General features: G+C 73.6%; 25 protein-coding genes. 11 read left to right on the forward strand and 14 right to left on the reverse strand.

What is annotated here, in order from left to right; all coding sequences use genetic code 11:
* Positions 1–136 precede the first annotated feature (136 nt).
* Positions 137–1,348, forward strand: a complete 1,212-nt coding sequence (locus tag IF73_RS0111795) for a threonine aldolase family protein (RefSeq protein ID WP_078868026.1) — start codon at positions 137–139, stop codon at positions 1,346–1,348.
* 101 nt (positions 1,349–1,449) lie between these two features.
* On the opposite strand, the gene IF73_RS0111800 is transcribed toward IF73_RS0111795, so the two are convergent.
* The gene (locus IF73_RS0111800) at positions 1,450–1,659 is read right to left on the reverse strand and encodes a hypothetical protein (protein WP_031006438.1); all 210 of its coding nucleotides are present in this window, start codon (positions 1,657–1,659) and stop codon (positions 1,450–1,452) included.
* Positions 1,660–1,759: 100 nt separating this feature from the next.
* On the opposite strand from IF73_RS0111800, the gene IF73_RS0111805 reads away from it, so the two are divergent.
* Positions 1,760–2,851 (forward strand): DUF5937 family protein, encoded by a 1,092-nt coding sequence (locus IF73_RS0111805; RefSeq protein ID WP_031006440.1) that lies wholly within the window; start codon positions 1,760–1,762, stop codon positions 2,849–2,851.
* 12 nt (positions 2,852–2,863) lie between these two features.
* Here the strand turns inward: IF73_RS0111805 and IF73_RS0111810 are convergent, their stop codons facing one another.
* On the reverse strand, positions 2,864–3,538 hold the full coding sequence (locus IF73_RS0111810) for a response regulator (RefSeq protein ID WP_031006442.1): 675 nt from the start codon (positions 3,536–3,538) through the stop codon (positions 2,864–2,866).
* Between the two features lie 54 nt (positions 3,539–3,592).
* Positions 3,593–4,795, reverse strand: coding sequence for a sensor histidine kinase (locus IF73_RS0111815; RefSeq protein ID WP_031006444.1), 1,203 nt, complete (start codon positions 4,793–4,795; stop codon positions 3,593–3,595).
* A 96-nt stretch (positions 4,796–4,891) separates the two neighbouring features.
* Here IF73_RS0111815 and IF73_RS0111820 point away from each other — a divergent pair, with 96 nt between their 5' ends.
* Together IF73_RS0111820 and IF73_RS0111825 are read left to right on the forward strand one after the other, a co-directional pair.
* Complete coding sequence (locus IF73_RS0111820; protein WP_234338211.1) at positions 4,892–5,893, forward strand: SAM-dependent methyltransferase; 1,002 nt, start codon at positions 4,892–4,894, stop codon at positions 5,891–5,893.
* Between the two features lie 121 nt (positions 5,894–6,014).
* Positions 6,015–7,157, forward strand: a complete 1,143-nt coding sequence (locus tag IF73_RS0111825; protein ID WP_031006448.1) for an NADH-quinone oxidoreductase subunit D — start codon at positions 6,015–6,017, stop codon at positions 7,155–7,157.
* 16 nt (positions 7,158–7,173) lie between these two features.
* Here IF73_RS0111825 and IF73_RS0111830 read toward each other — a convergent pair whose 3' ends face one another.
* From IF73_RS0111830 to IF73_RS0111850, 5 genes are all read right to left on the reverse strand, one after another.
* Positions 7,174–7,659 carry a GNAT family N-acetyltransferase gene (locus IF73_RS0111830; RefSeq protein WP_031006450.1) on the reverse strand — a complete coding sequence of 162 codons (486 nt, stop codon included), beginning with the start codon at positions 7,657–7,659 and terminating at the stop codon, positions 7,174–7,176.
* Positions 7,656–8,834: a hypothetical protein gene (locus IF73_RS0111835; protein WP_031006452.1), complete on the reverse strand. Its 1,179-nt coding sequence runs from the start codon at positions 8,832–8,834 to the stop codon at positions 7,656–7,658. Before IF73_RS0111835 ends, IF73_RS0111830 begins: the two co-directional genes overlap by 4 nt.
* Positions 8,835–8,964: 130 nt before the next feature.
* Positions 8,965–9,939 (reverse strand): ABC transporter substrate-binding protein, encoded by a 975-nt coding sequence (locus IF73_RS0111840; protein ID WP_031006454.1) that lies wholly within the window; start codon positions 9,937–9,939, stop codon positions 8,965–8,967.
* A 36-nt stretch (positions 9,940–9,975) separates the two neighbouring features.
* A complete protein-coding gene (locus IF73_RS0111845) occupies positions 9,976–10,653 on the reverse strand; it encodes an ABC transporter permease (RefSeq protein ID WP_031006456.1) in 678 nt (225 codons plus the stop codon).
* Position 10,654: 1 nt separating this feature from the next.
* The gene (locus tag IF73_RS0111850) at positions 10,655–11,341 is read right to left on the reverse strand and encodes an ABC transporter permease (protein ID WP_031006458.1); all 687 of its coding nucleotides are present in this window, start codon (positions 11,339–11,341) and stop codon (positions 10,655–10,657) included.
* 160 nt (positions 11,342–11,501) lie between these two features.
* Between IF73_RS0111850 and IF73_RS0111855 the strand changes: the two genes are divergently transcribed.
* The gene (locus tag IF73_RS0111855) at positions 11,502–12,488 is read left to right on the forward strand and encodes an ABC transporter ATP-binding protein (RefSeq protein WP_031006460.1); all 987 of its coding nucleotides are present in this window, start codon (positions 11,502–11,504) and stop codon (positions 12,486–12,488) included.
* Between the two features lie 3 nt (positions 12,489–12,491).
* On the opposite strand, the gene IF73_RS0111860 is transcribed toward IF73_RS0111855, so the two are convergent.
* Entirely contained in the window at positions 12,492–13,604 is a 1,113-nt protein-coding gene (locus IF73_RS0111860) for an alpha/beta hydrolase (protein ID WP_031006462.1), read from the reverse strand.
* A gap of 161 nt (positions 13,605–13,765) precedes the next feature.
* Here IF73_RS0111860 and IF73_RS0111865 point away from each other — a divergent pair, with 161 nt between their 5' ends.
* From IF73_RS0111865 to IF73_RS0111890, 6 genes are all read left to right on the forward strand, one after another.
* Positions 13,766–15,616, forward strand: a complete 1,851-nt coding sequence (locus IF73_RS0111865) for a phosphatidylglycerol lysyltransferase domain-containing protein (RefSeq protein WP_051716688.1) — start codon at positions 13,766–13,768, stop codon at positions 15,614–15,616.
* 37 nt (positions 15,617–15,653) lie between these two features.
* On the forward strand, positions 15,654–16,517 hold the full coding sequence (gene folP, locus IF73_RS0111870; RefSeq protein ID WP_031006466.1) for a dihydropteroate synthase: 864 nt from the start codon (positions 15,654–15,656) through the stop codon (positions 16,515–16,517).
* Positions 16,514–17,011, forward strand: coding sequence for a nuclear transport factor 2 family protein (locus IF73_RS0111875; protein ID WP_037878952.1), 498 nt, complete (start codon positions 16,514–16,516; stop codon positions 17,009–17,011). Before folP ends, IF73_RS0111875 begins: the two co-directional genes overlap by 4 nt.
* A 111-nt stretch (positions 17,012–17,122) precedes the next feature.
* Positions 17,123–17,482: a dihydroneopterin aldolase gene (folB, locus tag IF73_RS0111880; protein ID WP_030495863.1), complete on the forward strand. Its 360-nt coding sequence runs from the start codon at positions 17,123–17,125 to the stop codon at positions 17,480–17,482.
* Positions 17,479–18,078, forward strand: a complete 600-nt coding sequence (gene folK, locus IF73_RS0111885) for a 2-amino-4-hydroxy-6-hydroxymethyldihydropteridine diphosphokinase (protein WP_031006470.1) — start codon at positions 17,479–17,481, stop codon at positions 18,076–18,078. The genes folB and folK overlap by 4 nt, the downstream gene beginning before the upstream one ends.
* Positions 18,079–18,126: 48 nt before the next feature.
* Positions 18,127–18,606 (forward strand): DUF3180 domain-containing protein, encoded by a 480-nt coding sequence (locus tag IF73_RS0111890; protein ID WP_031006472.1) that lies wholly within the window; start codon positions 18,127–18,129, stop codon positions 18,604–18,606.
* A gap of 18 nt (positions 18,607–18,624) precedes the next feature.
* Here IF73_RS0111890 and folE read toward each other — a convergent pair whose 3' ends face one another.
* The 5 genes from folE to IF73_RS0111915 form a co-directional block, all read right to left on the reverse strand.
* Entirely contained in the window at positions 18,625–19,230 is a 606-nt protein-coding gene (gene folE / locus IF73_RS0111895) for a GTP cyclohydrolase I FolE (protein WP_031006474.1), read from the reverse strand.
* 99 nt (positions 19,231–19,329) lie between these two features.
* Complete coding sequence (gene ftsH, locus IF73_RS0111900) at positions 19,330–21,342, reverse strand: ATP-dependent zinc metalloprotease FtsH (protein WP_031006475.1); 2,013 nt, start codon at positions 21,340–21,342, stop codon at positions 19,330–19,332.
* Between the two features lie 185 nt (positions 21,343–21,527).
* Positions 21,528–22,067 carry a hypoxanthine phosphoribosyltransferase gene (gene hpt / locus IF73_RS0111905; protein WP_030219931.1) on the reverse strand — a complete coding sequence of 180 codons (540 nt, stop codon included), beginning with the start codon at positions 22,065–22,067 and terminating at the stop codon, positions 21,528–21,530.
* A 41-nt stretch (positions 22,068–22,108) separates the two neighbouring features.
* Positions 22,109–23,125: a tRNA lysidine(34) synthetase TilS gene (gene tilS / locus IF73_RS0111910; RefSeq protein ID WP_031006477.1), complete on the reverse strand. Its 1,017-nt coding sequence runs from the start codon at positions 23,123–23,125 to the stop codon at positions 22,109–22,111.
* Between the two features lie 239 nt (positions 23,126–23,364).
* A complete protein-coding gene (locus IF73_RS0111915) occupies positions 23,365–24,504 on the reverse strand; it encodes a zinc-dependent metalloprotease (RefSeq protein WP_031006479.1) in 1,140 nt (379 codons plus the stop codon).
* Between the last annotated feature and the right edge of the window lie 49 nt (positions 24,505–24,553).

Genomic DNA, 24,553 nt, shown 5'->3' on the forward strand with positions numbered 1-24,553 from the left:
GTGGTACGGGCCTTCCGTTCCAGTCCTCGGCGGGTACCGGACGATTTCTCGCCATGCTACGCCAGCGTTTCGTCCCTCCCCCCGGCCGCCCGAAACCCGGAGGCGGGGGTGCCGGTGGCGGTGTGATGATCTCCCCATGGACAGGGAAGAGCTGCCACCGGAGACGCCCGGTGAGGTGACCGGCGGGACCGCTGCGGAGGCGCCCGACGAGGGTGCGGCACGGCGCTACCGGGCCCGGGTGTGGGGCGGGGCCGCGCGCTCGCTGTGGCGCCCTTCCGTGGACGGCACGGTCGGCGGGCGGCTGCGCGAGCTCGCCGACTGGACGGACGCGGCGGGCCTCGCGGACGCGGACCTCGACGCGTACGGCGACGGTCTCGTGGAGGCCCTGGAGGAGCGGGTCGCCGAGGAGCTGGGCATGCCCGCCGCGGTCTTCTTCCCCACCGGGACCATGGCCCAGCAGGTGGCGCTGCGCTGCTGGGCCGGACGCACCGGCAACCCGGTCGTCGCCCTCCACCCGCTGGCCCACCCCGAGGTCCACGAGGACGACGCCTTCAGGACCGTGTCGGGGCTGCGCACGGTCCACCCGACGGACGCGCCCCGGCTGCCGACGGCCGAGGAGGTACGGGACCACCCGGAGCCCTTCGGGACGCTGATGCTGGAGCTGCCGCTGCGGGACGCGGGCTTCGTGCTGCCGTCCTGGGAGGAGCTGACCGCGACGGTCGAGGCGGCCCGGGAGCGGGAGGCGGTGGTCCACTTCGACGGCGCCCGGCTCTGGGAGTCGGCGACGCACTTCGGGCGTCCGCTCGCGGAGATCGCCGGGCTCGCGGACAGCGTGTACGTCTCGTTCTACAAGTCCCTCGACGGTCTGTCCGGGGCGGTGCTCGCCGGGCCCGAGGACCTGGTGGAGGAGGCCAGGGTCTGGCTCCACCGGTACGGGGGCCTGCTCTTCCAGCAGTACCCGGCCGCCCTCGCCGTGCTGCGCGGCCTGGACACCGAGCTGCCCCGGCTGCCGTCGTACGTGGCCCACGCGCGCGTGGTGGCCGGCGCGCTGGGCGACGCGCTCGCGGAGGAGGGCGGTCCCGGCTGGTTCCGGGTCCATCCGGAGGTGCCGCACACCCACCAGTTCCAGGTGTGGCTGCCCTACGAGCCGGACGTCTTGACGGCGGCCTCGCTGGCGCTGACCGAGCGGACCGGGACCTGCCTCTTCCGCCGCTGGTTCTCGCCGGGCGCGGGCGGTCCGCCGGGGGTCGCCGTCACCGAGGTGACGGTGGCCGCGCCGGGCCTGGAGTGGACGGCCGAGGACGTCAGGAAGGCCGTACGGGACTTCCTGGCGCTCGTCCGCGGCTGAGCTCCGCCTGCTCGTCCCCAGCCGGGCGCGCCTGCCCTTTCCGCGGCCGGGCGCTCCGCGTGCGCGTCCGCGGCGGGGCGCTCCGCTTCGGGCGGGGGCTCTCAGCGGCGTCCGAGGCGTGCCGCGGCCCGGGACAGGGCGGCGCGGAGGCGGCCGGTCGCGGGACGGCCGGCCACCACCCGCTCGAAGCGGCGGCGGTCGCGCAGCTCACGCAGCACGGCCAGGTCGTGGGTGCCGGGGGCGGGCGGCGCGGGCTCGCCGTGCCGCGCGGCCCGGTAGCTGTCGAAGAGGTGCTGCTGCAGCGCGTCCATGGGCTCACCCTGGGGCCGGGTCCGGCGGGCCCGCGCCTCGATTGACGGGCCTCGTCAATCGGAGCGACGGGCTCCCGGGTGCGTCCCGCACCATGGGGGCGTGAGCGTGACCATCGACATCACCGGAGTGCCGGCCGAGCGGATCGTCTTCTGCCCCTCGCCGCTGGCCGAGCTCGGCAACGCCGTCCACGTCCTGGCGGAGCCCGGCCACCATCCCGGCCACCACGCGTGGGCGACGGCGACCGCCGCCGCGCTCGAACCGGGCCTCGCGGACCGGCTCCTGGAGGCCGACTTCATGTGGCGGTCGACGCGCTCCGACTTCCTGCTGCCCGCCCGGCCCCGGGAGACCCTGGCCGAGGAGCTCGACGACCTGGACCGGATGGACGACGAGACCTTCGTCGGCGCCGCCCTGGAGATCTCCTGCAGCCCCCTCTACGCCCGGGGCGGCATACCGTCCCCGCTGGTCGACGAGCGCTCCCGGCGGCGGGCCCTGGACCTGGCCGCCGCGCGCGGCCCGCGCCAGGCCGCGTTCGCGGAGCGGATGATCGCCGCGCCCACCGCCACGCGCGCGTGGATCCGGCGGCTCCTGGAGGACTGCGACGAGGCGTTCTTCGCCGACGCCTGGCGGCGGATCCGGGTGCAGCTGGCCGCCGACGCCCGCCACAAGACGGAGCTGATGCGCCACAAGGGGCTGGCCGAGGCGCTGGCGGACGCCTCGCGGGCGCTGACCCTGGAGGAGGACGGGGACGGCACCCGGATCGTGGTCGACAAGCTGATGGAGGCCCGGGCGGACGCGCGGGCCGGGGCGCTGACCCTGGTCCCGAGCGCCTTCGGCCGGCCGCACCTCATCGCCCTGTACTCGCCGGGCTGGCAGCCGGTGATCATGTACCCGGCGGCGAGCCGCGAGGTCGGCGGCCTGGAGACGGTGGAGACGGTACGGCTCCGGCTGGAGGCGCTCGCGCACCCGGTGCGGATGCGGATGTGCCGCAGCCTGGCGCGCGGTCCGTACTCGACGAGCGAGCTGGCCGACGCGTACGGCATCACCGCCCCCGAGGTCTCCCGCCACCTCGCCGTCCTGCGCAGGGCGGGCCTGCTGACCACCCGCCGCCGCGGCCGGTACGTCCTGCACCAGCTCGACTTCTCGGTCGTCGCCCGCCTGGGCAGCGACTTCCTGGAGTCGGTGCTGCGCTGAGCCGCCGGGCGCTCAGCCCTTGGCGCCGCCGGCGCGGACCAGGCCCGTCTCGTACGCGAGGACGACGACCTGGACGCGGTCGCGCAGGCCCAGCTTGGTGAGGATGCGGCCCACATGCGTCTTGACCGTCGCCTCGGAGAGGACCAGCCGGGCGGCGATCTCGCCGTTGGAGAGGCCCTGGGCGACGAGGAGCATGACCTCCCGCTCCCGCTCGGTCAGCTTCTCCACCTCGCGGTGCTCCGGCTCGCGGCCGGAGGACGGCAGCATCGGGGAGAAGCGGTCGAGGAGGCGGCGGGTGGTCGAGGGGGCGACCACGGCGTCGCCGCTGTGCACCGAGCGGATCGCGCCGAGCAGCTCGGCCGGGGGCACGTCCTTCAGCATGAAGCCGCTCGCGCCCGCCTTCAGGCCGGAGAAGGCGTACTCGTCGAGGTCGAAGGTGGTCAGGATGAGCACCTTCGGGGCGTCGGGGGCGGCACAGATCCGGCGGGTCGCCTCCACCCCGTCGAGGCGCGGCATCCGGACGTCCATGAGGACCACGTCGACCTTGGTGGCCCGCAGCACCTCCAGGGCCTCCGCCCCGTCGCCCGCCTCCGCCACGACCTCCATGTCCGGCTGGGCGGCCAGCACCATGCGGAAACCGGTACGGAGCAGCACCTGGTCGTCGACGAGCATCACACGGATGGACATGGGGTTCCTTCGGTGGGTGGGGACGGGCGCGGTGGGTGCGGGCGGGTCAGGCTCTCAGTGTGCGGGCTTGAGCGGCAGCAGGGCGCTGATCCGGAAACCGCCGCCGGGGCGCGGGCCCGCGTCCAGGGTGCCGCCCACCATGCCGACCCGCTCCCGCATGCCGATGAGGCCGTGGCCGGCGCCGTCGGCGCCGCCGTCCTCGTACATCTCCTGGGGGGCGCCCCGGCCGTCGTCCTCGACGAGCAGGCCGAGGCCGTCGTCGAAGTAGACGAGCCGGACGCTGGCGCCGGCGTCGGGGCCGCCGTGCTTGCGGGTGTTGGTGAGGGCTTCCTGGACGATCCGGTAGGCGGTCAGGCCGACGCCGGTGGGCAGCTCGCGCGGGGTGCCCTCGACGGTGAGGTCGACGGTCAGGCCGGCGCCCCTCACCTGCTCGACCAGCTCCTCGATCTGCTCCACGTCGGGCTGCGGCACGTACTCCCCCGCCTCCTGGTGCTCACCGGTGCGCAGGATGCCGAGCAGCCGGCGCATCTCGGCGAGCGCCTGCCGGCCGGTGGTGGAGATGGTCTCCAGGGCCTGCTTGGCGGTCTCCGGGGAGGAGTCCATGACGTAGGCGGCGCCGTCGGCCTGCACCACCATCACCGAGACGTTGTGCGCGACGACGTCGTGCAGCTCGCGGGCGATCCGGGCCCGCTCGGCGGCGACCGCGACCTTGGCCTGCGCCTCCCGCTCCCGCTCCAGCCGGGCGGCCTTCTCCTCCAGCTGCGCGAAGTAGGCGCGGCGGGTGCGGAGCGAGTCGCCGAGGACCCAGGCGAGGGCGAACGGCACGGCCATGATCACCGTGAAGAAGACCCGGGCGGGCACCGAGACGCTCTCCTCCAGCGGCCAGCGCAGCTGGGAGAGCGGGGCCGCGAAGAGTCCGCCGACGAGGGCGAGCCGGGAGGCCCAGCGGGGTCCGTCGTGGGCGGCGACGGTGAAGATGATGACGAGCATGGCGAAGTCCGCCATGAAGGGCTCGACGTCGAGGACCAGCTGGACGACGCCGAGGGCGACGGCCAGGACGAGCATCCGCTCGGGCGCCTTCCGCCGCAGGGCCACGACCAGGGAGAAGAGCGTGGCGACCACCCCGTAGCGGGCGGAGTGGTCGAGGGACGGGGTCATCGACCCGATCCACAGCGCGGAGAGCCCGAGGAGGACGACGGCCCAGAAGACGTCGACGCCCGTCGGGTGACTGCGGATGAAGTCGTAGAGGCGCTGCACGTAACCCAGAGTAGGGAACGTGTGCGGGCGGGGGATCAACCGTGCGGTCGATCCTGGCGGCGGGACCCGTACGCCCCGGGGTGGAGACTGGGGCGCGTGACGGATGAGGTGACGGACGGGACGGGCCTGCCGGCGGACGGCGGGCGGGAGTGGCGGGGCTGGCGGGAGGCGGCGGAGCGGGCGCTGTACGGCCCCGGGGGCTTCTTCCTGCGCCCCGAGGGTCCCGCGGGCCACTTCCGCACCTCGGTGCACGCCTCGCCGCTCTTCGCCGCCGCGGTGGCCCGGCTGCTCGTCGCGACGGCGGAGGAGCTGGAGACGGACGAGGTCGCCCTGGTGGACATGGGCGCGGGCCGGGGCGAGCTGGTGACGGGGGTGCTGGCGGCGGTCCCGGCGGGGCTGCGGGTGCGGGCGTACGCGGTGGAGCGGGCCGCCCGGCCGGACGGGCTCGACCCCCGGGTGGAGTGGACCGGCCGGCCGCCGGAGGGGGTGCGGGGTCTTCTCTTCGCGAACGAGTGGCTGGACAACGTGCCGGTGGACGTGGCCGAGGTGGACGAGGACGGCACGGTCCGGTACGTGGAGGTCCGCGCCGACGGTGCGGAGCGGCCGGGCGTGCCGGTGACGGGGCCGGACGCGGAGTGGCTGGCCCGCTGGTGGCCGCTGTCCGCGCCGGGCGAGCGGGCCGAGATCGGCCGGCCCCGGGACGAGGCGTGGGCGGCGGCGGTCGGCTCGCTGGCGGCGGGCCGCGCGGTGGCGGTGGACTACGGGCACGTACGGGGCTCCCGGCCGCCCTTCGGGACGCTGACCGGCTTCCGGGCGGGCCGTGAGGTGGCGCCGGTCCCGGACGGCACCGGCGACCTCACCGCGCACGTGGCCCTGGACGCGTGCGCGGCGGCGGTGCACGCGCGCGTGCCGGCGGAGCTGACGACCCAGCGGGAGGCGCTGCGCGGGCTCGGGGTCTCCGGCGGCCGGCCGCCGCTGGCGCTCGCCTCGACCGACCCGGTGGCGTACGTGCGGGCGCTGTCCGCCGCGGGGGAGGCGGCCGAGCTGACCGCGCGCGGCGGTCTGGGCGACTTCCTGTGGCTGAGCCAGCGGGTCTGACGGGGGTCCGGCGGTCCGGCGGGGGCGTGTCGTCCACAGGCGGGGAGGGCGGCCGGCGGGTTGTCCACAGGCGGGGGCCCTCGCCCGTCGGCGGGCCGCGCGGCGGGGGATACTGTCCGGCATGACGGAGACCACGGTCGGCATCGGCGGCGCGGCGGAGAGCACCGACATGGTGCTGAACATCGGCCCGCAGCACCCCTCCACGCACGGCGTGCTCCGGCTGCGGCTCGTGCTCGACGGCGAGGTGATCCGGCACGCGGAGCCGGTGGTCGGCTATATGCACCGGGGCGCCGAGAAGCTCTTCGAGGCGCGGGACTACCGCCAGATCGTCATGCTGGCCAACCGGCACGACTGGCTGTCGGCGTTCTCCAACGAGCTCGGTGTGGTGATGGGCGTCGAGCGGATGCTCGGCATGGAGGTGCCGGAGCGGGCCGTGTGGCTGCGGACGCTGCTCGCGGAGCTGAACCGGGTCCTCAACCACCTGATGTTCCTGGGGTCGTACCCGCTGGAGCTGGGCGGGATCACCCCCGTCTTCCACGCCTTCCGGGAGCGGGAGGAGCTCCAGACGGTGATGGAGGAGGTCTCCGGCGGCCGGATGCACTACATGTTCAACCGGGTCGGCGGCCTCAAGGAGGACCTGCCGGCCGGCTGGCTCGGCCGGGCCCGGCAGGCGGTCGCGGACGTGCGGTCGCGGATGGACGTGTACGACCGGCTGGTCCTCGGCAACGAGATCTTCCGGGCCCGCACGCGCGGGGTCGGCGTCCTGGCCCCGGAGACGGTGCACGCCTTCGGGGTGTCCGGGCCGATCGCCCGCGCCTCCGGCGTCGACTTCGACCTGCGGCGCGACGAGCCGTACCTGGCGTACGGGGAGCTGCAGGACACCCTGCGGGTGGTGGTCCGCGAGGAGGGCGACTGCCTGGCCCGCTTCGAGTGCCTGCTCGACCAGACGCACAACTCCCTGGAGCTGGCGGACGCCTGTCTCGACCGCCTGGCGGAGCTGCCGCGGGGGCCGGTCAACCAGCGGCTGCCGAAGGTGCTGAAGGCGCCGGAGGGGCACACGTACGCCTGGACCGAGAACCCGCTCGGGCTGAACGGCTACTACCTGGTGTCGAAGGGCGAGAAGACCCCGTACCGGCTGAAGCTGCGCTCGGCCTCGTACAACAACATCCAGGCGCTGGTGGAGCTGCTGCCGGGGACGCTGGTCGCGGACATGGTGGCGATCCTGGGGTCGTTCTTCTTCGTCGTCGGCGACATCGACAAGTGACGGACGCCCCGGCCCCTCAGGGGCGGCGCATCACGACGTAGTCCCGGGTCTCCCGGCCGGGGCGGCGGCGGTCGACGACGGTCCAGCCCCAGCGCGCGTACCGGTCCGTCAGCTCCGGCACGTCGAGGGTCATCAGCAGCGCGGGCCCGGCCGCGGCGGCCGCCAGCAGGGCGTCGTGGAGGGCCCGGCCGAGGCCGCGGCCCTGGTGGGCGGGGGCGACGACGAGCTCGGCGAGCTCGAAGGCGGGGCCCGCGCCGGAGAGGGCCGTGTCGGTCCAGCCGGCGGCGAGGCCGAGGAGTTCGCCGTCGGGGCCGAGGGCGGCCGCCGCGTGGAAGTCGGGGCGGCGGGCGGCGGAGTCCAGCAGCCGGTCCACGGTTCGCACGGCGCCGAGCGGCGTGTCGTGCCAGGGAGCGCCGGCGAACGCCTGGGCGCACAGGGCGATCAGCTCGTCGCGGCGGTCCCGTGCCTCCTCCGGGAGGAGGAGGCCGAGGCGGTGGGTCACTGGTTGACGGCGCCGCGCAGCTCGGCGAGGTCGAGCTGCTCGGTCTCGTCGTGCGCGGTCAGGTCGATGACCTGGCCGATCGGGCCGGCGGCGGAGGGACGGACCAGGACGGGCTCGTCGTCGGCCTGCGCCTCGCCCGCGCGCTCGGCGGCGCCGGGGGCCGGGACCGGGGTCAGGGCGGGGGCGGCGGGGGTCTGCGGGAGGGCGGCCGCGCGGGCCTCCTCCAGGACCTCCTCGCCCACCACGTCGGCGAGGTCGGTGTCCTGGACGGCCTCGATGGCCGCCCTCTGGGTGCCGCTCTGGGTGCCGTTCTGCGTGCCGTTCTGGGTGCCGAAGAAGTCGAAGCCGCCCTCGGTGCGCTGGACGGGCTTGCGGGCCGCGTACGGGACGATCGCGCTGGCCACCGGGACGGCCGGGGTCCGGTCCTGGGCCGGGGCCGCGGGAGGCAGGGCCTTCGCGGGGGCCGCGCCCGGGGTGAGGGCCGCGGGGGCGTCCTGGCCCGCCGGGCGGGCGTGCTGCTCGCCGGCGGCGTGCCGGCCGCGCGGCTCCTCCGCCTGGGCGGCGCGCTCGGCGAGGTCGCGGGCGCGGGCCGCCTCGGCGGTCCGCCGGGCCTGCTGGGCGGCGGCGTTGCGGGGCAGGTCGCGCAGGGCCTCGGCGGCGCGGCGGTACGCCTCCGGGGTGGGCGTCGAACCGGCGGCGGGCAGCTCCTTGGGCGCCTCGGCGCCGGCCTGGGCCAGGACGCGCTGCCCCTCCAGGGCGCTGGCGCGCTCGGTCTCCGCGGTGGCGTAGCGGCGCAGCAGGTCGGCGTGCTCGCCGCGCAGCCCGGCCAGTTCGACGCGCTTGGCGCGGAGCTTGGCGTCCAGGCGGATGCGCAGGGCGCGGGACTCCTCCAGGTCCGCCTCCAGTTCGGCGAGGCGCTCCTCGGCCTTCCACTGGTCGGCGGTGCGGGCCCGGGTCAGCTCGGCGACCTGGCGGCCGGCGCTGCGGTCCCAGCCGCGCATGAGGACGGCGCCGGTGACGGCGGCGGCGGCCGCCGCCGTCGCGAGCAGCCGGACGACCACGAGTTCCCCGGGGATCCAGGCCGCCGCGGCGCACACGGCCGCGGCGCCGGCGACCGCGGAAGGCGGCATCAGCTTGTGCAGAGGCGGGGAATGGCGGTGGCGTCCACGTGGCATGGCCTGAAATTTACCGTGCGTAGGCACGGAGTGGGGGGTCGGCCCGGCAATCTCTTGGCCACTTCTCGACAACGGAATCGGAGAGACCGCGTTCCGCTTCCGCTTCGGGCCGACTTCCCCTCTCCGGCGCCTACTTGCCGACCAGCCCCTTCTCCTTGAGATAGGCGGCGGCGACGTCCTCGGGCTTGGCCCGCTCGGCGTCGACCTTGCGGTTGAGTTCGGCGAGATCCGCTGTGGTCAGCACCTCGGTGATCTTGTCGAGGGCGGCGGTGACCCCGGGCGCCCCGGCCTCCTTCGCGTTCACCACCGGCAGCACGTTGTCCGCGTTCTGCAGGTGCTTGTCGTCCGCCAGGAAGACCAGGCCGAAGCCGTCCACGGTGGCGTCCGTGGTGGTGGTCAGGACCAGCTGGTCCACGCCGTCCTTGACGGCCTGCTTGGCCTGCGGGGTGCCGACGCCCTTGGGGTCGATGCCGGTGACGTCGATCCCGTAGGTCTTCTTCAGACCCGGGGCGCAGAAGGGGCGGACCGCGCATTCGTCGCCCGCCGCGATCTTCACCTTCAGCTTCGCCGCGCCGAGATCGGAAAGGCTCTTCAGGCCGTTCTTCTCCGCGAATTCCTTCGACACCGCGAAGGCGTTCTGGTCGACCGCCTCGCCGGCTTCCAGGACCTTCAGTCCGCGCGGTTCCGCGAGCTTCCTCAGCGCCGCCACGGTGGCCTTCACGTCACCGGAGGCGACCGGCTTCTCCTCGGGCGCCTGGGGGCCGTTCGTCTTCGCGTTGAGGAATTCCGCGAGCGTCGCCGCGTATTCCGGTACGACGTCGATCTCGCCCTTCTCCAGGGCGGGCTCGTACAGCTCCCGGTTCTTCACGGTGGTGACCGAGACCGTGTAGCCCGCGTCGCGCAGCAGCTGCGCGTACAGCTCGGCGAGCACCTTCGACTCGGTGAACGCGGCCGCGCCGACGACCAGCGATCCCTTGCCGCCGCCGGAGCCCCCGGACGTCTTCTCCTTGCCCTGCTCCAGGCTGTCGCCGCCGCACGCGGCGAGCGAGACGGCCAGCGCGGCGGTGCCCAGCAGCGCGCCGGCGGCGCGCGAGATCCTGTTCACGGGTTCAGTCCTTCGCTCTCGGTGTCCTGAGGTACGTCACGTCCGGGGCGGGCGGGGCGCCCGGGGTACGAGGAGCCGGTCCAGGCCGATCAGCAGGCCCTCCACCACCAGCGCGAGCAGCGCCACCAGGACGGCGCCCGCGACGACCTGGGCGGTGTCGTAGAGCGCGAAGCCGGCGGTGATGATCCGGCCGAGGCCGCCCTGCCCGACCATGGCCGCGATCGTCGCGGTGGCGACCACCTGCACGGCGGCGGACCGGATCCCGGTCATCACCACCGGGGCGGCCAGCGGCAGTTCGACCCGGCGGAAGACCTGGCCGCCCGTCATCCCCATCCCCCGGGCGGCGCGGACCGCCGCCCGGTCGACCTCGCGCACGCCCACGTACGCGTTGGTCAGCAGCGGCGGTATCGCGAAGAGGACCAGGGCCGTCACGGTCGGCACATAGCCCGCGTTCCGCAGCGGGGAGACCATGAAGAGGGCGAGGACGGCGAAGACCGGGACCGCACGGCCCACGTTCGACACGTTGACCGCCAGCGCGCCGCCGCGCCCCACATGGCCGAGCCACAGCCCGAGCGGCAGCGCGACCGCGCCGGCGATCAGCAGTGCCAGCACACTCACGTACGCGTGCTCGGCGAGGCGCGCGGCGACGCCCTCCTCGCCGGTCCAGTGCGCACCCGTCGTGAGCCAGGCCCACGCGTCCGTCACGACCCCCACCTCAGCCACCCCCCGGCGCGCCCTGCGCCCGCGACCAGGGCGTGAGCAGCCGCTGGACGCCCAGGAGCAGCAGGTCGGCGGCGACGGCGAGCAGCACGCACAGCACGGAGGCGGCGAGCACCTGCGCCTTGAAGAAGGTGGGCAGCGCGTCCTCGATGAGATTGCCCAGGCCGCCGCGGCCGACGACCGAGCCGATGGTGGTGAGCGCGATCGTGGAGACCGTCGCCATCCGGACGCCGGCCATCAGGACGGGCAGCGCGAGGGGCAGTTCGACCTGCCAGAGCAGCCGCCAGGGGCCGAAGCCGAGGCCGCGGGCGGCCTCCCGGGTCTCCGCCGGGACGGCTTCGAGACCGGCCAGCGTGTTGCGGACCAGGATCGTCAGCGCGTACAGCACCAGCCCGGTGACGACGAGCGCGGAGGAGAGCCCGAAGACGGGCAGCAGCAGCGAGAACATGGCGAGCGACGGCACCGTGTAGAGCAGCGTCGTCAGCCCGAGGACCGGGGCGGCGAAGCGGGGCCGGGCCCGGACGAGGAGGGCCAGCGGCACGGCGACGAGCAGCGCGACCACCACCGCGGCGGCGGTGATGCCGATGTGCTGCACCAGGGCGTCGGTCAGCTCCTCGCGGCGGGTGCGCAGGTACTCCGCGCAGATCCAGTCGTTGGCGACCAGGCAGTTCGGCGCGCTCATCCGGACCTCCCCCAGGTCGTCGCCGTTAGAACGTGTGTATGGCGACCCTAACCGCCGCCACCGACAATCGGGGCCGATCCGGAGCCCGTGCCGCCGATCCGCCACCTCCCCGCAACACCGCCTTCACACCCGCCGGGTGACGAGGGGCCAGAATGGGCCCATGATCCGGTTCGAACAGGTGACCAAGCGCTATCCGGACGGCACCACCGCGGTCGACGACCTCTCCTTCGAGGTCGCCGAGGGTGAGCTCGTCACGCTCGTCGGCCCGTCGGGCTGCGGCAAGACGACCACGATGATGATGGTGAACCGGCTGGTCGAACCGACCGCCGGCCGCGTCCTCGTCGACGGCCGGGACGTCGCCGGGGTCGACCCGGTCGCCCTGCGCCGCAAGATCGGCTACGTCATCCAGCAGGTCGGGCTCTTCCCCCACCGCACGGTCCTCGACAACACCGCGACCGTCCCGGCCCTGCTCGGCTGGAAGAAGGCCGCCGCACGCGCGCGTGCCGCCGAACTCCTCGAACTCGTCGGCCTCGACCCCGCCGTGCACGGCCCCCGCTACCCCGCGCAGCTCTCCGGCGGACAGCGCCAGCGCGTCGGCGTGGCCCGCGCGCTCGCCGCCGACCCGCCCGTCCTCCTCATGGACGAGCCCTTCGGCGCCGTCGACCCGGTCGTCCGCGAGCGGCTCCAGAACGAGTTCCTCGCCCTCCAGGCCACCGTCCGCAAGACCGTCCTCCTCGTCACCCACGACATCGAGGAGGCCGTCCGGATGGGCGACCGCATGGCCGTCTACGGCCAGGGCCGCATCGAGCAGTTCGACACCCCCGCCACCGTGCTCGCCTCCCCCGCCACCCCGTACGTGGCCGACTTCGTCGGCGGCGACCGCGCCCTCAAGCGGCTGGCGGTCACCCCCGTCACCGCCGAGGACCTCGACCCGCTGCCCGACACCGCCGCCACGCGCGCGCGTACGGACGGCGCCCCCGCCCCCGTACCGCACTCCGTCCCGCTCGGGGCCACCCTCAAGGACGCGCTCGCGCTGCTCCTCCAGGACGACTCCGGCCGGCTGGCCGTCACCGACGCGGACGGGCGGCCGCTCGGCACCCTCACCCCCGCCGGGGTGCACCGGGCGCTGCGGCGCGCCGCCGCGTAGCGGTCAGTCCCCCCGGAGCTTCCCGCTCATCCACACCAGGCCGGGCGGGATCTCCCGGTTCCAGGTGGTGAAGTTGTGCCCGCCGCTCTCCAGCGTGATCGAGGAGACCCGCGCCGGGCTCTTCACCTTCCGGATGAACTCCTGGGTCCCCTTCAGGTTCCCCTCGCCCGTCTTCGACGTCGTCACCAGGAACGACGAGGCCGGCTGCGGCCGGTGGTCCAGGCTCCACAGCAGGTCGGCCCGGTGCCGCAGCGCCTGGTCGCCGTGGAAGAGGTCGCCCGTCGTCACGTCCTCCGCCGCCTTGTAGTACGCGGAGAAGCCCGCGCCCGCCACGAAGCGGTCCGGGTGGTTCAGCGCGATCTTCAGCGCGCAGTACCCGCCCGTCGAGTTCCCCATGAACCCCCAGTTCCGCGGCTTCGAGCCCACCCGGTACGCCGCCGAGACCGCCCGCGGCAGGTCCTCGGCGAAGAAGGTCTCCGTCTGCGGGCCGCCCGGCACGTCCACGCACTCGGTGTCCCGCGGCGGCGCCACCGTCGGCCGCAGCATGACCAGGACCATCGGCTGCATCTTCCCCTCCTGGGCCTGGAGGTAGGCCGTCCGCGGGTACTTCAGCCCTTTGATCAGGTTCTCCGCGGTCCCCGGATACCCCGTCAGGACCACCGCCGCCGGGAACGACCGCTTCGCGTACCGCTCCTGGAAGTACTCCGGCGGCAGATAGACGAAGGCCGGCGAGGTGATCCCCGACCGGTCGCCCCGGACCACCACCTGCTGGATCTGCCCGCCCACCGACGGCCGCGCGCCGCCCGGCACGTCCAGGGCGCGCGTCCCCACCACCCGTACGTCCTTCGAGGCGGCGCCGTGGTCGACCACCACCCCCATCTCCTGCTCCTGGCCGAACAGGTCCGCCCACGAACCGTAGAAGAGGAAGGAACGGTTCGCCGCGAGCCCCACGGCCGCGAACAGCGCGAGCTGCGTCGCCAGCAGCAGCCCCACCCTGCCGCAGACCGGCCGCCACCCCCGCCGGGCCAGCCGGGGCCACAGCACCACCGTGACCGAGAAGAGCGCGACGGCCACCGCCACCGCCGCGACGAGGGCTTTCCCGCTGGTGAGACCCATCAGACGTCCGAACCTTCCTGCCTGCGACTTCCCGGACGTCCCGACGACTTCCTGAGAATTTCCTGTGCCCGAATGAACCCGCCCCCGCGCAGCCCCGTCCTAAGGGGAGCCCCGAACAGGGCCGGAAAACGACCACAGAAGAACGGGAAGCGCGGGAAGCGATGTCTGTCACGGTAGATGGGGACAAAACATCATCGGTTCCGGTCCGGGTCCGCCGAATTCTGAGCGGCCCGGCCCCGGAGAAGGTCCCCTCCCTCGTCGGAACGGCCTGCACTCTGATCGGACTCGTCGACATCGCCGCCGGGGTCTTCCCCCGGTTCCGCGCGAGCCGGGTCCACGCCCTCGCCGAGGTCCTCCCCGGCACCCTCGGACCGCTCTCCGCCGCCGTCTCGCTGAGCGCCGGCGTCCTCCTGCTCCTCCTCGCCCACGGCCTCAAGCGGCACAAGCGCCGCGCCTGGCGGGCCGTCGTCCTGCTCCTCCCCCTCGGCGCCGCCGCCCAGTTCGTCTGGCGCCACTCGGTCCTCGGCTCGGTGCTCTCGCTCGCCCTGCTCGCCCTGCTGCTGCGCCACCGCGACCAGTTCGCCGCCCTCCCCGACCCCCGCAGCCGCTGGCGGGCCCTCGCCAACTTCGTCGTGATGGGCGCCGGCTCGCTCGCCCTCGGCCTCGTCGTCGTCAGCGCCCACCCCCGCCGCGTCGTCGGCGACCCCAGCCTCACCGACCGCCTCGAACACGTCCTGCTCGGCCTCTTCGGCATCGAGGGCCCCGTCGCCTACACCCGCGGCGTCGACTGGACCGTCGGCTACTCCCTCGGCGCCCTCGGCATGCTCACCGCCCTCACCACGCTCTACCTCGCGCTCCGCCCCGAACACCCCGCCGCCCGCCTCACCGACGAGGACGAGACCGCCCTCCGCGCCCTCCTCGACCGGCACGGCGGCCGCGACTCGCTCGGCCACTTCGCCCTCCGCCACGACAAGGGCGTCGTCTTCTCCCCCAGCGGCAAGGCCGCCGTCTGCTACCGCGTCGTCTCCGGCGTCATGCTCGCCAGCGGCGACCCCATCGGCGACGTCGAGGCATGGCCCGGCGCCATCGAACGCTTCATGGACGAGGCCCGCGCCCACTCCTGGACCCCCGCCGTCATGGGCTGCTCCGAGACCGGCGGCCAGGTCTGGACCCGCGAGACCGGCCTCGACGCCCTCGAACTCGGCGACGAGGCCGTCATCGACGTCGACTCCTTCTCCCTCTCCGGCCGCGCCATGCGCAACGTCCGCCAGATGGTCAAGCGGATCGAACGCAACGGCTACACCACGCGCGTGCGCCGCGTCCGCGACCTCGACGCCGCCGAGCTCGCCCTCGTCCGCCGGGCCGCCGCCGACTGGCGCGGCACCGACACCGAACGCGGCTTCTCCATGGCGCTCGGCCGCATCGGCGCCCCCGGCGACGGCGACGCCGTCATAGCGACCGCCCACCTCACCGACCCGGACGGCGGCCCCGAGGGCCCCTACGGCGACCTCAAGGCCGTCATCCACTTCGTGCCCTGGGGCCCCGACGGCATGTCCCTGGAGCTCATGCGCCGCGACCGCTCCGCCGACCCCGGCATGAACGAGCTCCTCATCGTCGCCGCCCTCCAGGCCGCCCCCGCCCTCGGCATCCGGCGCGTCTCCCTCAACTTCGCCATGTTCCGCTCCGCCCTCGCCCGCGGCGAACGGATCGGCGCGGGACCCGTCCTCCGGCTCTGGCGCGGCCTGCTCCTCTTCCTCTCCCGCTGGTTCCAGATCGAGTCCCTCTACAAGTTCAACGCCAAGTTCCAGCCGCGCTGGGAACCCCGCTTCGTCGTCTACCGCGCCGGCCGGGACCTCCCCCGCATCGGCCTCGCCGCCATGCAGGCCGAAGGCTTCCTCACCCTCGCCCTGCCCCGCCCCTTCGCCCGCCGCCGCCCCGCCAGGACCCCCCGCCCCTGCGCCCACGTGGTCGCCCCGCGCGGCAGCCGCGAGCACGAGGTCAGCACGGCCTGAAACCGCCCCTCACCCCGACGGGCCCTACGCTGGTCGTATGAGTACGACGATCGACCGGGGCGCCCCCCTCGGCCTCCTCGAGTGGGACCGCTGCGCGGTCATGGGCGTGGTCAACGTGACCCCGGACTCCTTCTCCGACGGCGGCCGCTGGTTCGACACCACGGCCGCCGTCAAGCACGGCCTCGATCTCGTCGCCGAGGGCGCCGACCTCGTCGACGTCGGCGGCGAGTCCACCCGGCCCGGCGCCACCCGCGTCGACGAGGACGAGGAGCTCCGCCGGGTCGTCCCCGTCGTCCGCGGCCTCGCCGCCGAAGGCGTCACCGTCTCCGTCGACACCATGCGGGCCTCCGTCGCCGCCGCCGCCGTGGCCGCGGGCGCCACCCTCGTCAACGACGTCAGCGGCGGCCTCGCCGACCCCGGCATGGTCCCCGCCGTCGCCGCCGCCGAGGTCCCCTTCGTCGTCATGCACTGGCGCGGCTTCAGCGAGAACATGAACAGCCTCGCCGTCTACGACGACGTCGTCACCGAGGTCGTCACCGAGCTCCGCACCCGGATGGAGGCGGTCGTCGACGGCGGCATCGCCCCCGAGCGGATCGTCATCGACCCCGGCCTCGGCTTCGCCAAGCTCGCCCCGCACGACCTCGCCCTCGTCGCCCACCTCCCCGAGCTGCGCGCCCTGGGCCGCCCCCTCCTGGTCGCCGCCTCCCGCAAGCGGTTCCTCGGCCACGTCCTCACCCGCGAGCCCGGCGCCACCCCGCCGCCCGCCCGCGAGCGCGACGCCGCCACCGCCGCCGTGTCCGCCCTCGCCGCCCACGAGGGCGCCTGGGCCGTCCGCGTCCACGAGGTCCGGGCCAGCGCCGACGCCGTCCGCGTCGCCCGCGCCGTCGAAGGAGCCCGGTGACGGGCGGGCGCGAGGCCGGCCGCGCCGCCGACCGGGCCGCCGTAGAGGCCGCCAACACCGCCTTCTACGCGGCGATGGAGGAGGGCGACTTCGACCGGCTCGAAGACCTCTGGCTCGACGACGGCGCCACCGACATCTCCTGCGTCCACCCCGGCTGGCCGGTCCTCACCGGCCGCGGCGAGGTGCTCCGCTCGTACGCGCTGATCATGGCGCACACCGACTACATCCAGTTCTTCCTCACCGACGTCCGCGTCGCCCTCTCCGGCGACACCGCGCTCGTCACCTGCACCGAGAACATCCTCAGCGGCGGCCCCGCCGAGGACGGCGCCGAGCTCGGCCCCCTCGTCGGCCAGCTCGTCGTCGCCACCAACACCTTCCGCCGGACCCCCGAGGGCTGGCGGATCTGGTCGCACCACGCCTCCCCGGTCATCGCGGACCCCGACGACGACACGCCCCCGGCGGCCGGCGCCGACGACCCCGGACCCTCCGCCTGACGGCCCCGACAGCAAGCGCTGTCGGTGCCCGCAGGTAGATTCGATGGAGGACACCCGGCCGTCCGCACCCGGCTGCGTGCCTCCGCAACTACGACAGCAGGAGTGATTCGCGTGGATCGTGTCGCGCTGCGCGGCCTCAAGGCCCGAGGTCACCACGGCGTCTTCCCCAAGGAGCGCGAGGAGGGGCAGACCTTCATCGTGGACCTGGTCCTCGGCCTCGACACCCGCCCGGCGGCCGCCGACGACGACCTCACCAAGACCGTCCACTACGGCGTCGTCGCCGAGGAGGTCGTCGACGTCGTCCAGGGCGAGCCCGTCGATCTGATCGAGACCCTCGCGGAGCGCATCGCCCAGCAGTGTCTCAGCCACGCCGGCGTCCAGGAGGTCGAGGTGGTCGTCCACAAGCCGGACGCCCCCATCACCGTCCCCTTCGACGACGTCACCGTCACGATCACCCGGAGCCGACGATGAAGCCGACCCAGAGCGACCCCACCGTCCAGCCCGTGCCCGCCTCGGTCGTCGCGGCCGTCGACGCCGCCGACAGCACCCTCTCCAACCCGCGCTGGGCCGTCCTCGCCCTCGGCGCCAACCTCGGCAACCGCCTGGAGAACCTCCAGGGAGCCGTCGACGCCCTCGCCGACACCCCCGGCCTGCGCGTCAAGGCCGTCTCGCCCGTCTACGAGACCGAGCCCTGGGGCGTCGAGCCGGGCAGCCAGCCCTCGTACCTCAACGCCGTCGCCGTGGTGCGGACCACCCTGCCGCCCTCCTCGCTCCTGGAGCGCGCCCAGGCCGTCGAGGAAGCGTTCCTGCGCGTCCGGGACGAGCGCTGGGGCGCCCGCACGCTGGACGTCGACATCATCACGTACGCGGACGTGGTCTCCGACGACCCCGTCCTCACCCTCCCGCATCCCCGCGCCCACCAGCGCGCCTTCGTGCTCGCCCCCTGGCACGACGTGGACCCCGAGGCCCAGCTCCCCGGCCACGGCGCGGTGGCGGCCCTCCTGGCCGCCGTCGACCGCGCCGGCGTGACGCCCCGGACCGATCTGGAACTCCGTCTCCCCGAGTAGTCGTTACGCTACGTGGCAGACCCCCCGCGACCACGTGAAGGACACCCGGTGAAACAACTGCGGCTCAAGGTGCTCGCCGGACTCTTCGTGGTCGCCGGCATCCTCTCCTGGGGCGGCGCCCGCCTCTGGGACTCCGTCGGCACGCTCCCCAGCGTGCCGCTCGCCGCGCCCGTCGTCCTCGCCGTGATCGCGGTGGTGCTCACGGCGACCGCCCTCTCGATCCGGGCCCGCCTCAAGGCCCAGCGGGAGCGCCGCCCCGGCGCCAAGGGCGTCGAACCCCTGATGGCCGCCCGCGCGGTCGTCTTCGGCCAGGCCAGCGCCCTGGTCGCCGCCCTCGTCGCCGGCCTCTACGGCGGCGTGGGCGTCTTCCTGCTCGGCTCCCTCGACGTCCCGGCCCGCCGCGACCAGGCCCTCTACGCCGCCGCCGCGGTGGTGGCCGCCTTCGGCGTCATCGCCGCCGCCCTGTTCCTGGAGCGCGTCTGCAGGCTCCCGGAGGACGACGAAGGCCCGGGCGGAGCCCGGGCCTGAGACCTCCGCCGGAGGGCGTCAGCGCGCCATGATGAGGCTCATCGCCTCGGCGCGGGTCGCGGGGTCGCGCAGCTGGCCCCGGACCGCCGAGGTGATGGTCTTCGCGCCCGGCTTGCGGATGCCGCGCATCGACATGCACATGTGCTCGCACTCGAAGACCACGATGACGCCGCGCGGCTCCAGGATCTCCATCAGCGAGTCGGCGACCTGCGTGGTGAGTCGTTCCTGCACCTGGGGACGGCGGGCGTAGACGTCGACCAGCCGGGCCAGCTTCGACAGGCCCGTGATCTTGCCCGTGGTGGAGGGGATGTACCCCACGTGGGCCACGCCGCGGAACGGGACGAGGTGGTGCTCACAGGTCGAGTACACCTCGATGTCCTTGACCAGCACCATCTCGTCGTGGCCCAGGTCGAACGTGGTCGTCAGCACGTCCTCGGGCTGCTGCCACAGACCGGCGAATATCTCCTTGTACGCGCGCGCCACGCGCGCCGGCGTCTCCCGGAGGCCCTCGCGGTCCGGGTCCTCGCCGACCGCGATGAGGAGCTCTCGTACGGCGTTCTCGGCGCGCTTCTCGTCGAACTCGCCGATCGTGCCCTCGCCGTCCAGCGTCACCGGGTCGGTCATCTGTGCCTCGTTCCGTCTGGTCTGACATGGCGCGAAAAAAGCCGCGCCCCCACAGGCTAGAACCTGTGGGGGCGCGGCTTCCATTCCGGGGGCCGGGGCTCAGGGCTCCGGGGTGTCCTCGGGGGCGATGTCGATGCCCTTGGTGGTGTCCACCGGGGACGTGCCGTTCGCGCTGTTCGTCAGGGCCAGCTCCTTGGGGGAGAGGACCGGCGGGCGCGTGGACGGGGTGCGGCGGGCCGAGCCGGTCCAGGCCGGACGGGCCGGGCGCTTGACGATCGGGGCGAAGATCTCGGCGATCTCCTCCTTGCCCAGGGTCTCCTTCTCCAGGAGGGCCAGGACCAGGTTGTCGAGGACGTCGCGGTTCTCGACCAGGATCTCCCACGCCTCGTTGTGCGCGGTCTCGATGAGCTTCTTGACCTCTTCGTCGACCAGCGCGGCGACCTCTTCCGAGTAGTCGCGCTGGTGCGACATCTCGCGGCCCAGGAAGGGCTCGGTGTTGTCGCCGCCGAACTTGATGGCGCCGAGCCGCTCGGTCATGCCGTACTGGGTGACCATCGCGCGGGCGGTGGCCGTGGCCTTCTCGATGTCGTTCGCGGCGCCCGTGGTCGGGTCGTGGAAGACGAGCTCCTCCGCCGCGCGGCCGCCCAGCATGTACGCCAGCTGGTCGAGCATCTCGTTGCGGGTGGTGGAGTACTTGTCCTCGTCCGGGAGGACCATCGTGTAGCCCAGGGCGCGGCCGCGGGACAGGATGGTGATCTTGTGGACGGGGTCGGCGTTCGGGGAGGCCGCCGCGACCAGGGCGTGGCCGCCCTCGTGGTACGCGGTGATCTTCTTCTCCTTGTCCGACATGATCCGGGTCCGCTTCTGCGGGCCCGCGACCACGCGGTCGATCGCCTCGTCCAGCATGTGGTTGTCGATCAGCTTCTTGTCCGAGCGGGCGGTCAGCAGCGCCGCCTCGTTGAGGACGTTGGAGAGATCGGCACCGGTGAAGCCGGGGGTGCGGCGGGCGACAGCGGCGAGGTCGACGTCGGGCGCGACCGGCTTGCCCTTCTGGTGGACCTTGAGGATCTCCAGACGGCCCTGCATGTCGGGGCGGTCGACCGCGATCTGGCGGTCGAAGCGGCCCGGGCGCAGGAGGGCGGGGTCGAGGATGTCGGGGCGGTTGGTGGCGGCGATCAGGATGACGCCGCCCTTCACGTCGAAGCCGTCCATCTCGACCAGGAGCTGGTTGAGGGTCTGCTCGCGCTCGTCGTGTCCGCCGCCGAGGCCGGCGCCGCGGTGGCGGCCGACCGCGTCGATCTCGTCGACGAAGACGATGGCCGGGGCGTTCGCCTTGGCCTGCTCGAAGAGGTCGCGGACACGGCTGGCGCCGACACCGACGAACATCTCGACGAAGTCGGAGCCGGAGATCGAGTAGAAGGGGACCCCGGCCTCGCCGGCGACGGCGCGCGCGAGGAGCGTCTTGCCGGTTCCGGGCGGGCCGTAGAGCAGGACGCCCTTGGGGATCTTGGCGCCGACGGCCTGGAACTTCGCGGGCTCCTGGAGGAACTCCTTGATCTCGTGGAGCTCCTCGACGGCCTCGTCCGAGCCGGCGACGTCGGCGAAGGTGGTCTTGGGCGTGTCCTTGGTGATGAGCTTCGCCTTGGACTTGCCGAAGTTCATGACGCGGGAGCCGCCGCCCTGCATCTGGTTCATCAGGAAGAGGAAGACGACCACGATGAGGACGAAGGGGAGGAGCGAGAGCAGGATCGAGACGAAGGGCGACTGCTTCGTCGGGGAGACGGTGTAGCCCTTCTCGATCTGCCCGGCCTCGAACTTCTCCTGCAGCTTGTCGGCGATGTCGACGCCCTGGCTGCCGATGTAGCTGGCCTGGACCTTGTTGCTGCCGTCGATCTTCGTGTCGCCGGTGAGCTCGATCTTGACGATCTGCTCGTCACCGGTGGTGATCTTTGCCTGCTTGACCTGGTTCTTGTCGATCGCCTGGACGACCTTGCCGGTGTCCACCGTCTTGTAGCCCTCGGACGAGCCGACGACCTGCATCAGCACGACCACGGCGAGGACGGCCAGCACGATCCACATGACCGGCCCACGGAAGTATCGCTTCACGTCCATCCATACGGAGCGAGTTCGCTCCGTCCCTCCTGCCCGTAGGTAAATGCCTCTGTGAGAAAAGCGGTGTGAAAAGCGGTGTGAGAAAAGCTGTTCTTCGGACGGTACCTCAGCATCGTCGCCCGCGACCGCCTTCCCGTGGTTCAACGGAGGGAAGGCGGTGCGGGTTCCCCGGGGACGGGGGAGGCTCAGCCGCCGTAGACGTGCGGGGCGAGCGTGCCGACGAAGGGGAGGTTCCGGTACTTCTCGGCGTAGTCGAGGCCGTAGCCGACGACGAACTCGTTGGGGATGTCGAAGCCGATCCACTTGACGTCGATGGCGACCTTGGCGGCCTCCGGCTTACGCAGCAGGGTGCAGACCTCCAGGGAGGCCGGCTCGCGCGAGCCGAGGTTCGACAGGAGCCAGGACAGCGTCAGGCCGGAGTCGATGATGTCCTCGACGATCAGGACGTGCTTGCCCTTGATGTCGGTGTCGAGGTCCTTGAGGATGCGGACGACGCCCGAGGACTGGGTGCCGGCGCCGTAGGAGGAGACGGCCATCCAGTCCATGGTGACGGGGGTGGACAGGGCGCGTGCCAGGTCCGCCATCACCATCACGGCGCCCTTGAGGACTCCGACGATGAGCAGGTCCTTGCCCGCGTATTCCGCGTCGATCTTCGCGGCCAGCTCGGCCAGCTTGGCGTCGATCTCTTCCTTGGTGATGAGCACCGACTGGAGGTCGGTGCCCATGTCCTTCTCGTTCACCCGGGTCACTTTCGTTGCAGCGTGCGTCAGCCTTGCCGGATGACCAGTCTGCCACCCTGGCGGCGGGCTTCGACGCGGCCGGGCAGGTTGATGGCGCCCTGACCGCGCCATCCGGTGATGAGCCGGTCGAGTTCCTCGATGTGGCGGGCGAAGAGGGATCCGGCGGGGGCGCCCTCGGCGATCACGGCGCGGCGCAGGACGCGGCGGCGTACGGCGGGGGGCAGTCCGTGGAGCTTGGCGCATTCGAGGGCGCCCGCCTCGTCGCGTACGGCGGTCTCGGCGTCGGCGGCCCAGGTGTCGAGGGCGTCCGCGTCGTCGCGGGAGAGCTGGGCCGTTCGGGCGAGGGCTTCGACGACGCCCTTGCCGAGGGCCTTCTCCAGCGCCGGGAGACCTTCGTGGCGGAGGCGGGAGCGGGTGTAGGCGGGGTCGCTGTTGTGCGGGTCGTCCCAGACGGCGAGTTCCTGGGCGATGCACGCCTTCCGGACGGTCTGGCGGTCGAGCTGGAGGAAGGGGCGGCGGTAGCGGCCGCGGGCGCCGGAGACGGCGGCCATGCCGGAGAGGGAGCGGATGCCGGAGCCGCGGGCGAGGCCGAGGAGGACGGTCTCGGCCTGGTCGTCCCGGGTGTGCCCGAGGAGGATCGCGGCGGCGCCGTGGCGTTCGGCGGCGGCGTCGAGGGCGGCGTAGCGGGCGTCCCGGGCGGCGGCCTCGGGACCTCCTTCGCGGCCGACGGTCACCGAGACGGCTTCGACGGGGCCGAGGCCGAGGGCGGTCATGCGGCCGGCGACCTCGTCGGCGCGGCCGGTGGAGCCGTCCTGGAGGCCGTGGTCGACGGTGATGCCGCCGGCGCGGACGGGGAGCTTGCGCGCCTCGAAGGCGAGGGCGGAGGCGAGCGCCATGGAGTCGGCTCCGCCGGAGCAGGCGACGAGCACGAGGGGGTGCGTGTCGCGGGGGGCGGCGGGGTCGGTGGGGTGCTCGGAGAGGACGTCGTGGAGTACGCGGCGGACCGCCAGGCGTATCGCCGCGACCGCAGGATGGGGACCCATGGTTCGGTGCCCTTCGTGAATGGGGTGGGGTGCCTCGGTCGGAGTCTTAACGGTCGGAATGGGGTGTTCGGTCACTCAGAGTGCGTCGATGGTGACAGAAACGTGGCCCTTACCCGAGCATTGCACGCCTCACCCCACGCCCAGGGTCCCTCGGATGGGTGATTGGTGGGGCGCGCGCCGGTGTCGTCGTGCCGTGCGGCGCTCCCGCCCCAGGAGTCTGCCGTACGGTTCCGCCTCCCTCAGGAGTCGGCCCGGCGGTGGACCCGGGCGATCCAGTCGGCGGGGGCGGCGATCTCGCTCTTGGTGGGGAGCGTGTTGGGGGAGGTCCAGACGCGGTTGAAGCCGTCCATGCCGACCTGGTCGACGACGGCGCGGACGAAGCGTTCGCCGTCGCGGTACTGGCGGAGCTTGGCGTCCAGGCCGAGGAGCTTGCGGAGCGCGAGGTCGAGGCGGGAGGCGCCGCGGGCGCGGCGCTGCTGGAACTTCTCGCGGATCTCGGCGACGGAGGGGACGACCTGGGGGCCGACGCCGTCCATGACGTAGTCGGCGTGGCCTTCGAGGAGGGACATGACGGCGGTGAGGCGGCCGAGGATCTCGCGCTGTTCGGGGGTCTGGACGAGTTCGACGAGGGAGGGGGCGGGGTCGCCCTCCTCGGCCTCGGGGCGGCCGCCGGCGAGGGTCTGGGCGGCGTCGCGGAGGCGTTCGACGAAGGTGCCGGGGTCGACCTCGGTGGCGGCGAGGAATGACTGGATCTCGCCCTGGAGGTGGTCGCGGAGCCAGGGGACGGCGGTGAACTGGGTGCGGTGGGTCTCCTCGTGGAGGCAGACCCAGAGGCGGAAGTCGTGCGGGGAGACGCCCAGTTCGCGCTCGACGTGGACGATGTTGGGGGCGACGAGGAGGAGCCGTCCGCCGCCCTCGGGGGCGCCGGGGAGGTCGCGGGTGACCGGGGCGAAGGTCTCGTACTGGCCGAGGATGCGGGAGGCCAGGAAGGAGAGCAGCATGCCGAGCTCGACGCCGGTGACCTTGCCGCCGACGGCGCCGAGGACGGCGCTGCCGGGGGCCGTGGCGCGGCGCTCCTGCATCTTGCCGAGGAGCGGGGTGAGGAGTTCGCGGAAGCCGGCGACGTTGGCCCTGATCCAGCCGGCCCGGTCGACGACGAGGACGGGCGTGTCGTGGGCCGCGCCGGTCTCGGGGAGCATCCGGGTGTAGGCCCGGACGTGTTCCTCGGCGGCCTTGGCGTGCCGGCGGAGCTCGGCGACGACGGCGCGGGCCTCGTCGCGGCCGACCTCGGGGCCGGGCCGGACCAGCCTGGTCGCGGTCGCCACCGCGAGGTTCCAGTCGACCATTCCGGACGTGCCTGCACCACCGATGCTCGTCATGCGTCAACCGTACGGGTTCGGGGCGGGAACGGGCCCCGTCCGGCGGGTC

Source organism: Streptomyces sp. NRRL F-5727 (genome assembly GCF_000719555.1).
In the GTDB taxonomy this organism is placed as follows: domain Bacteria; phylum Actinomycetota; class Actinomycetes; order Streptomycetales; family Streptomycetaceae; genus Streptomyces.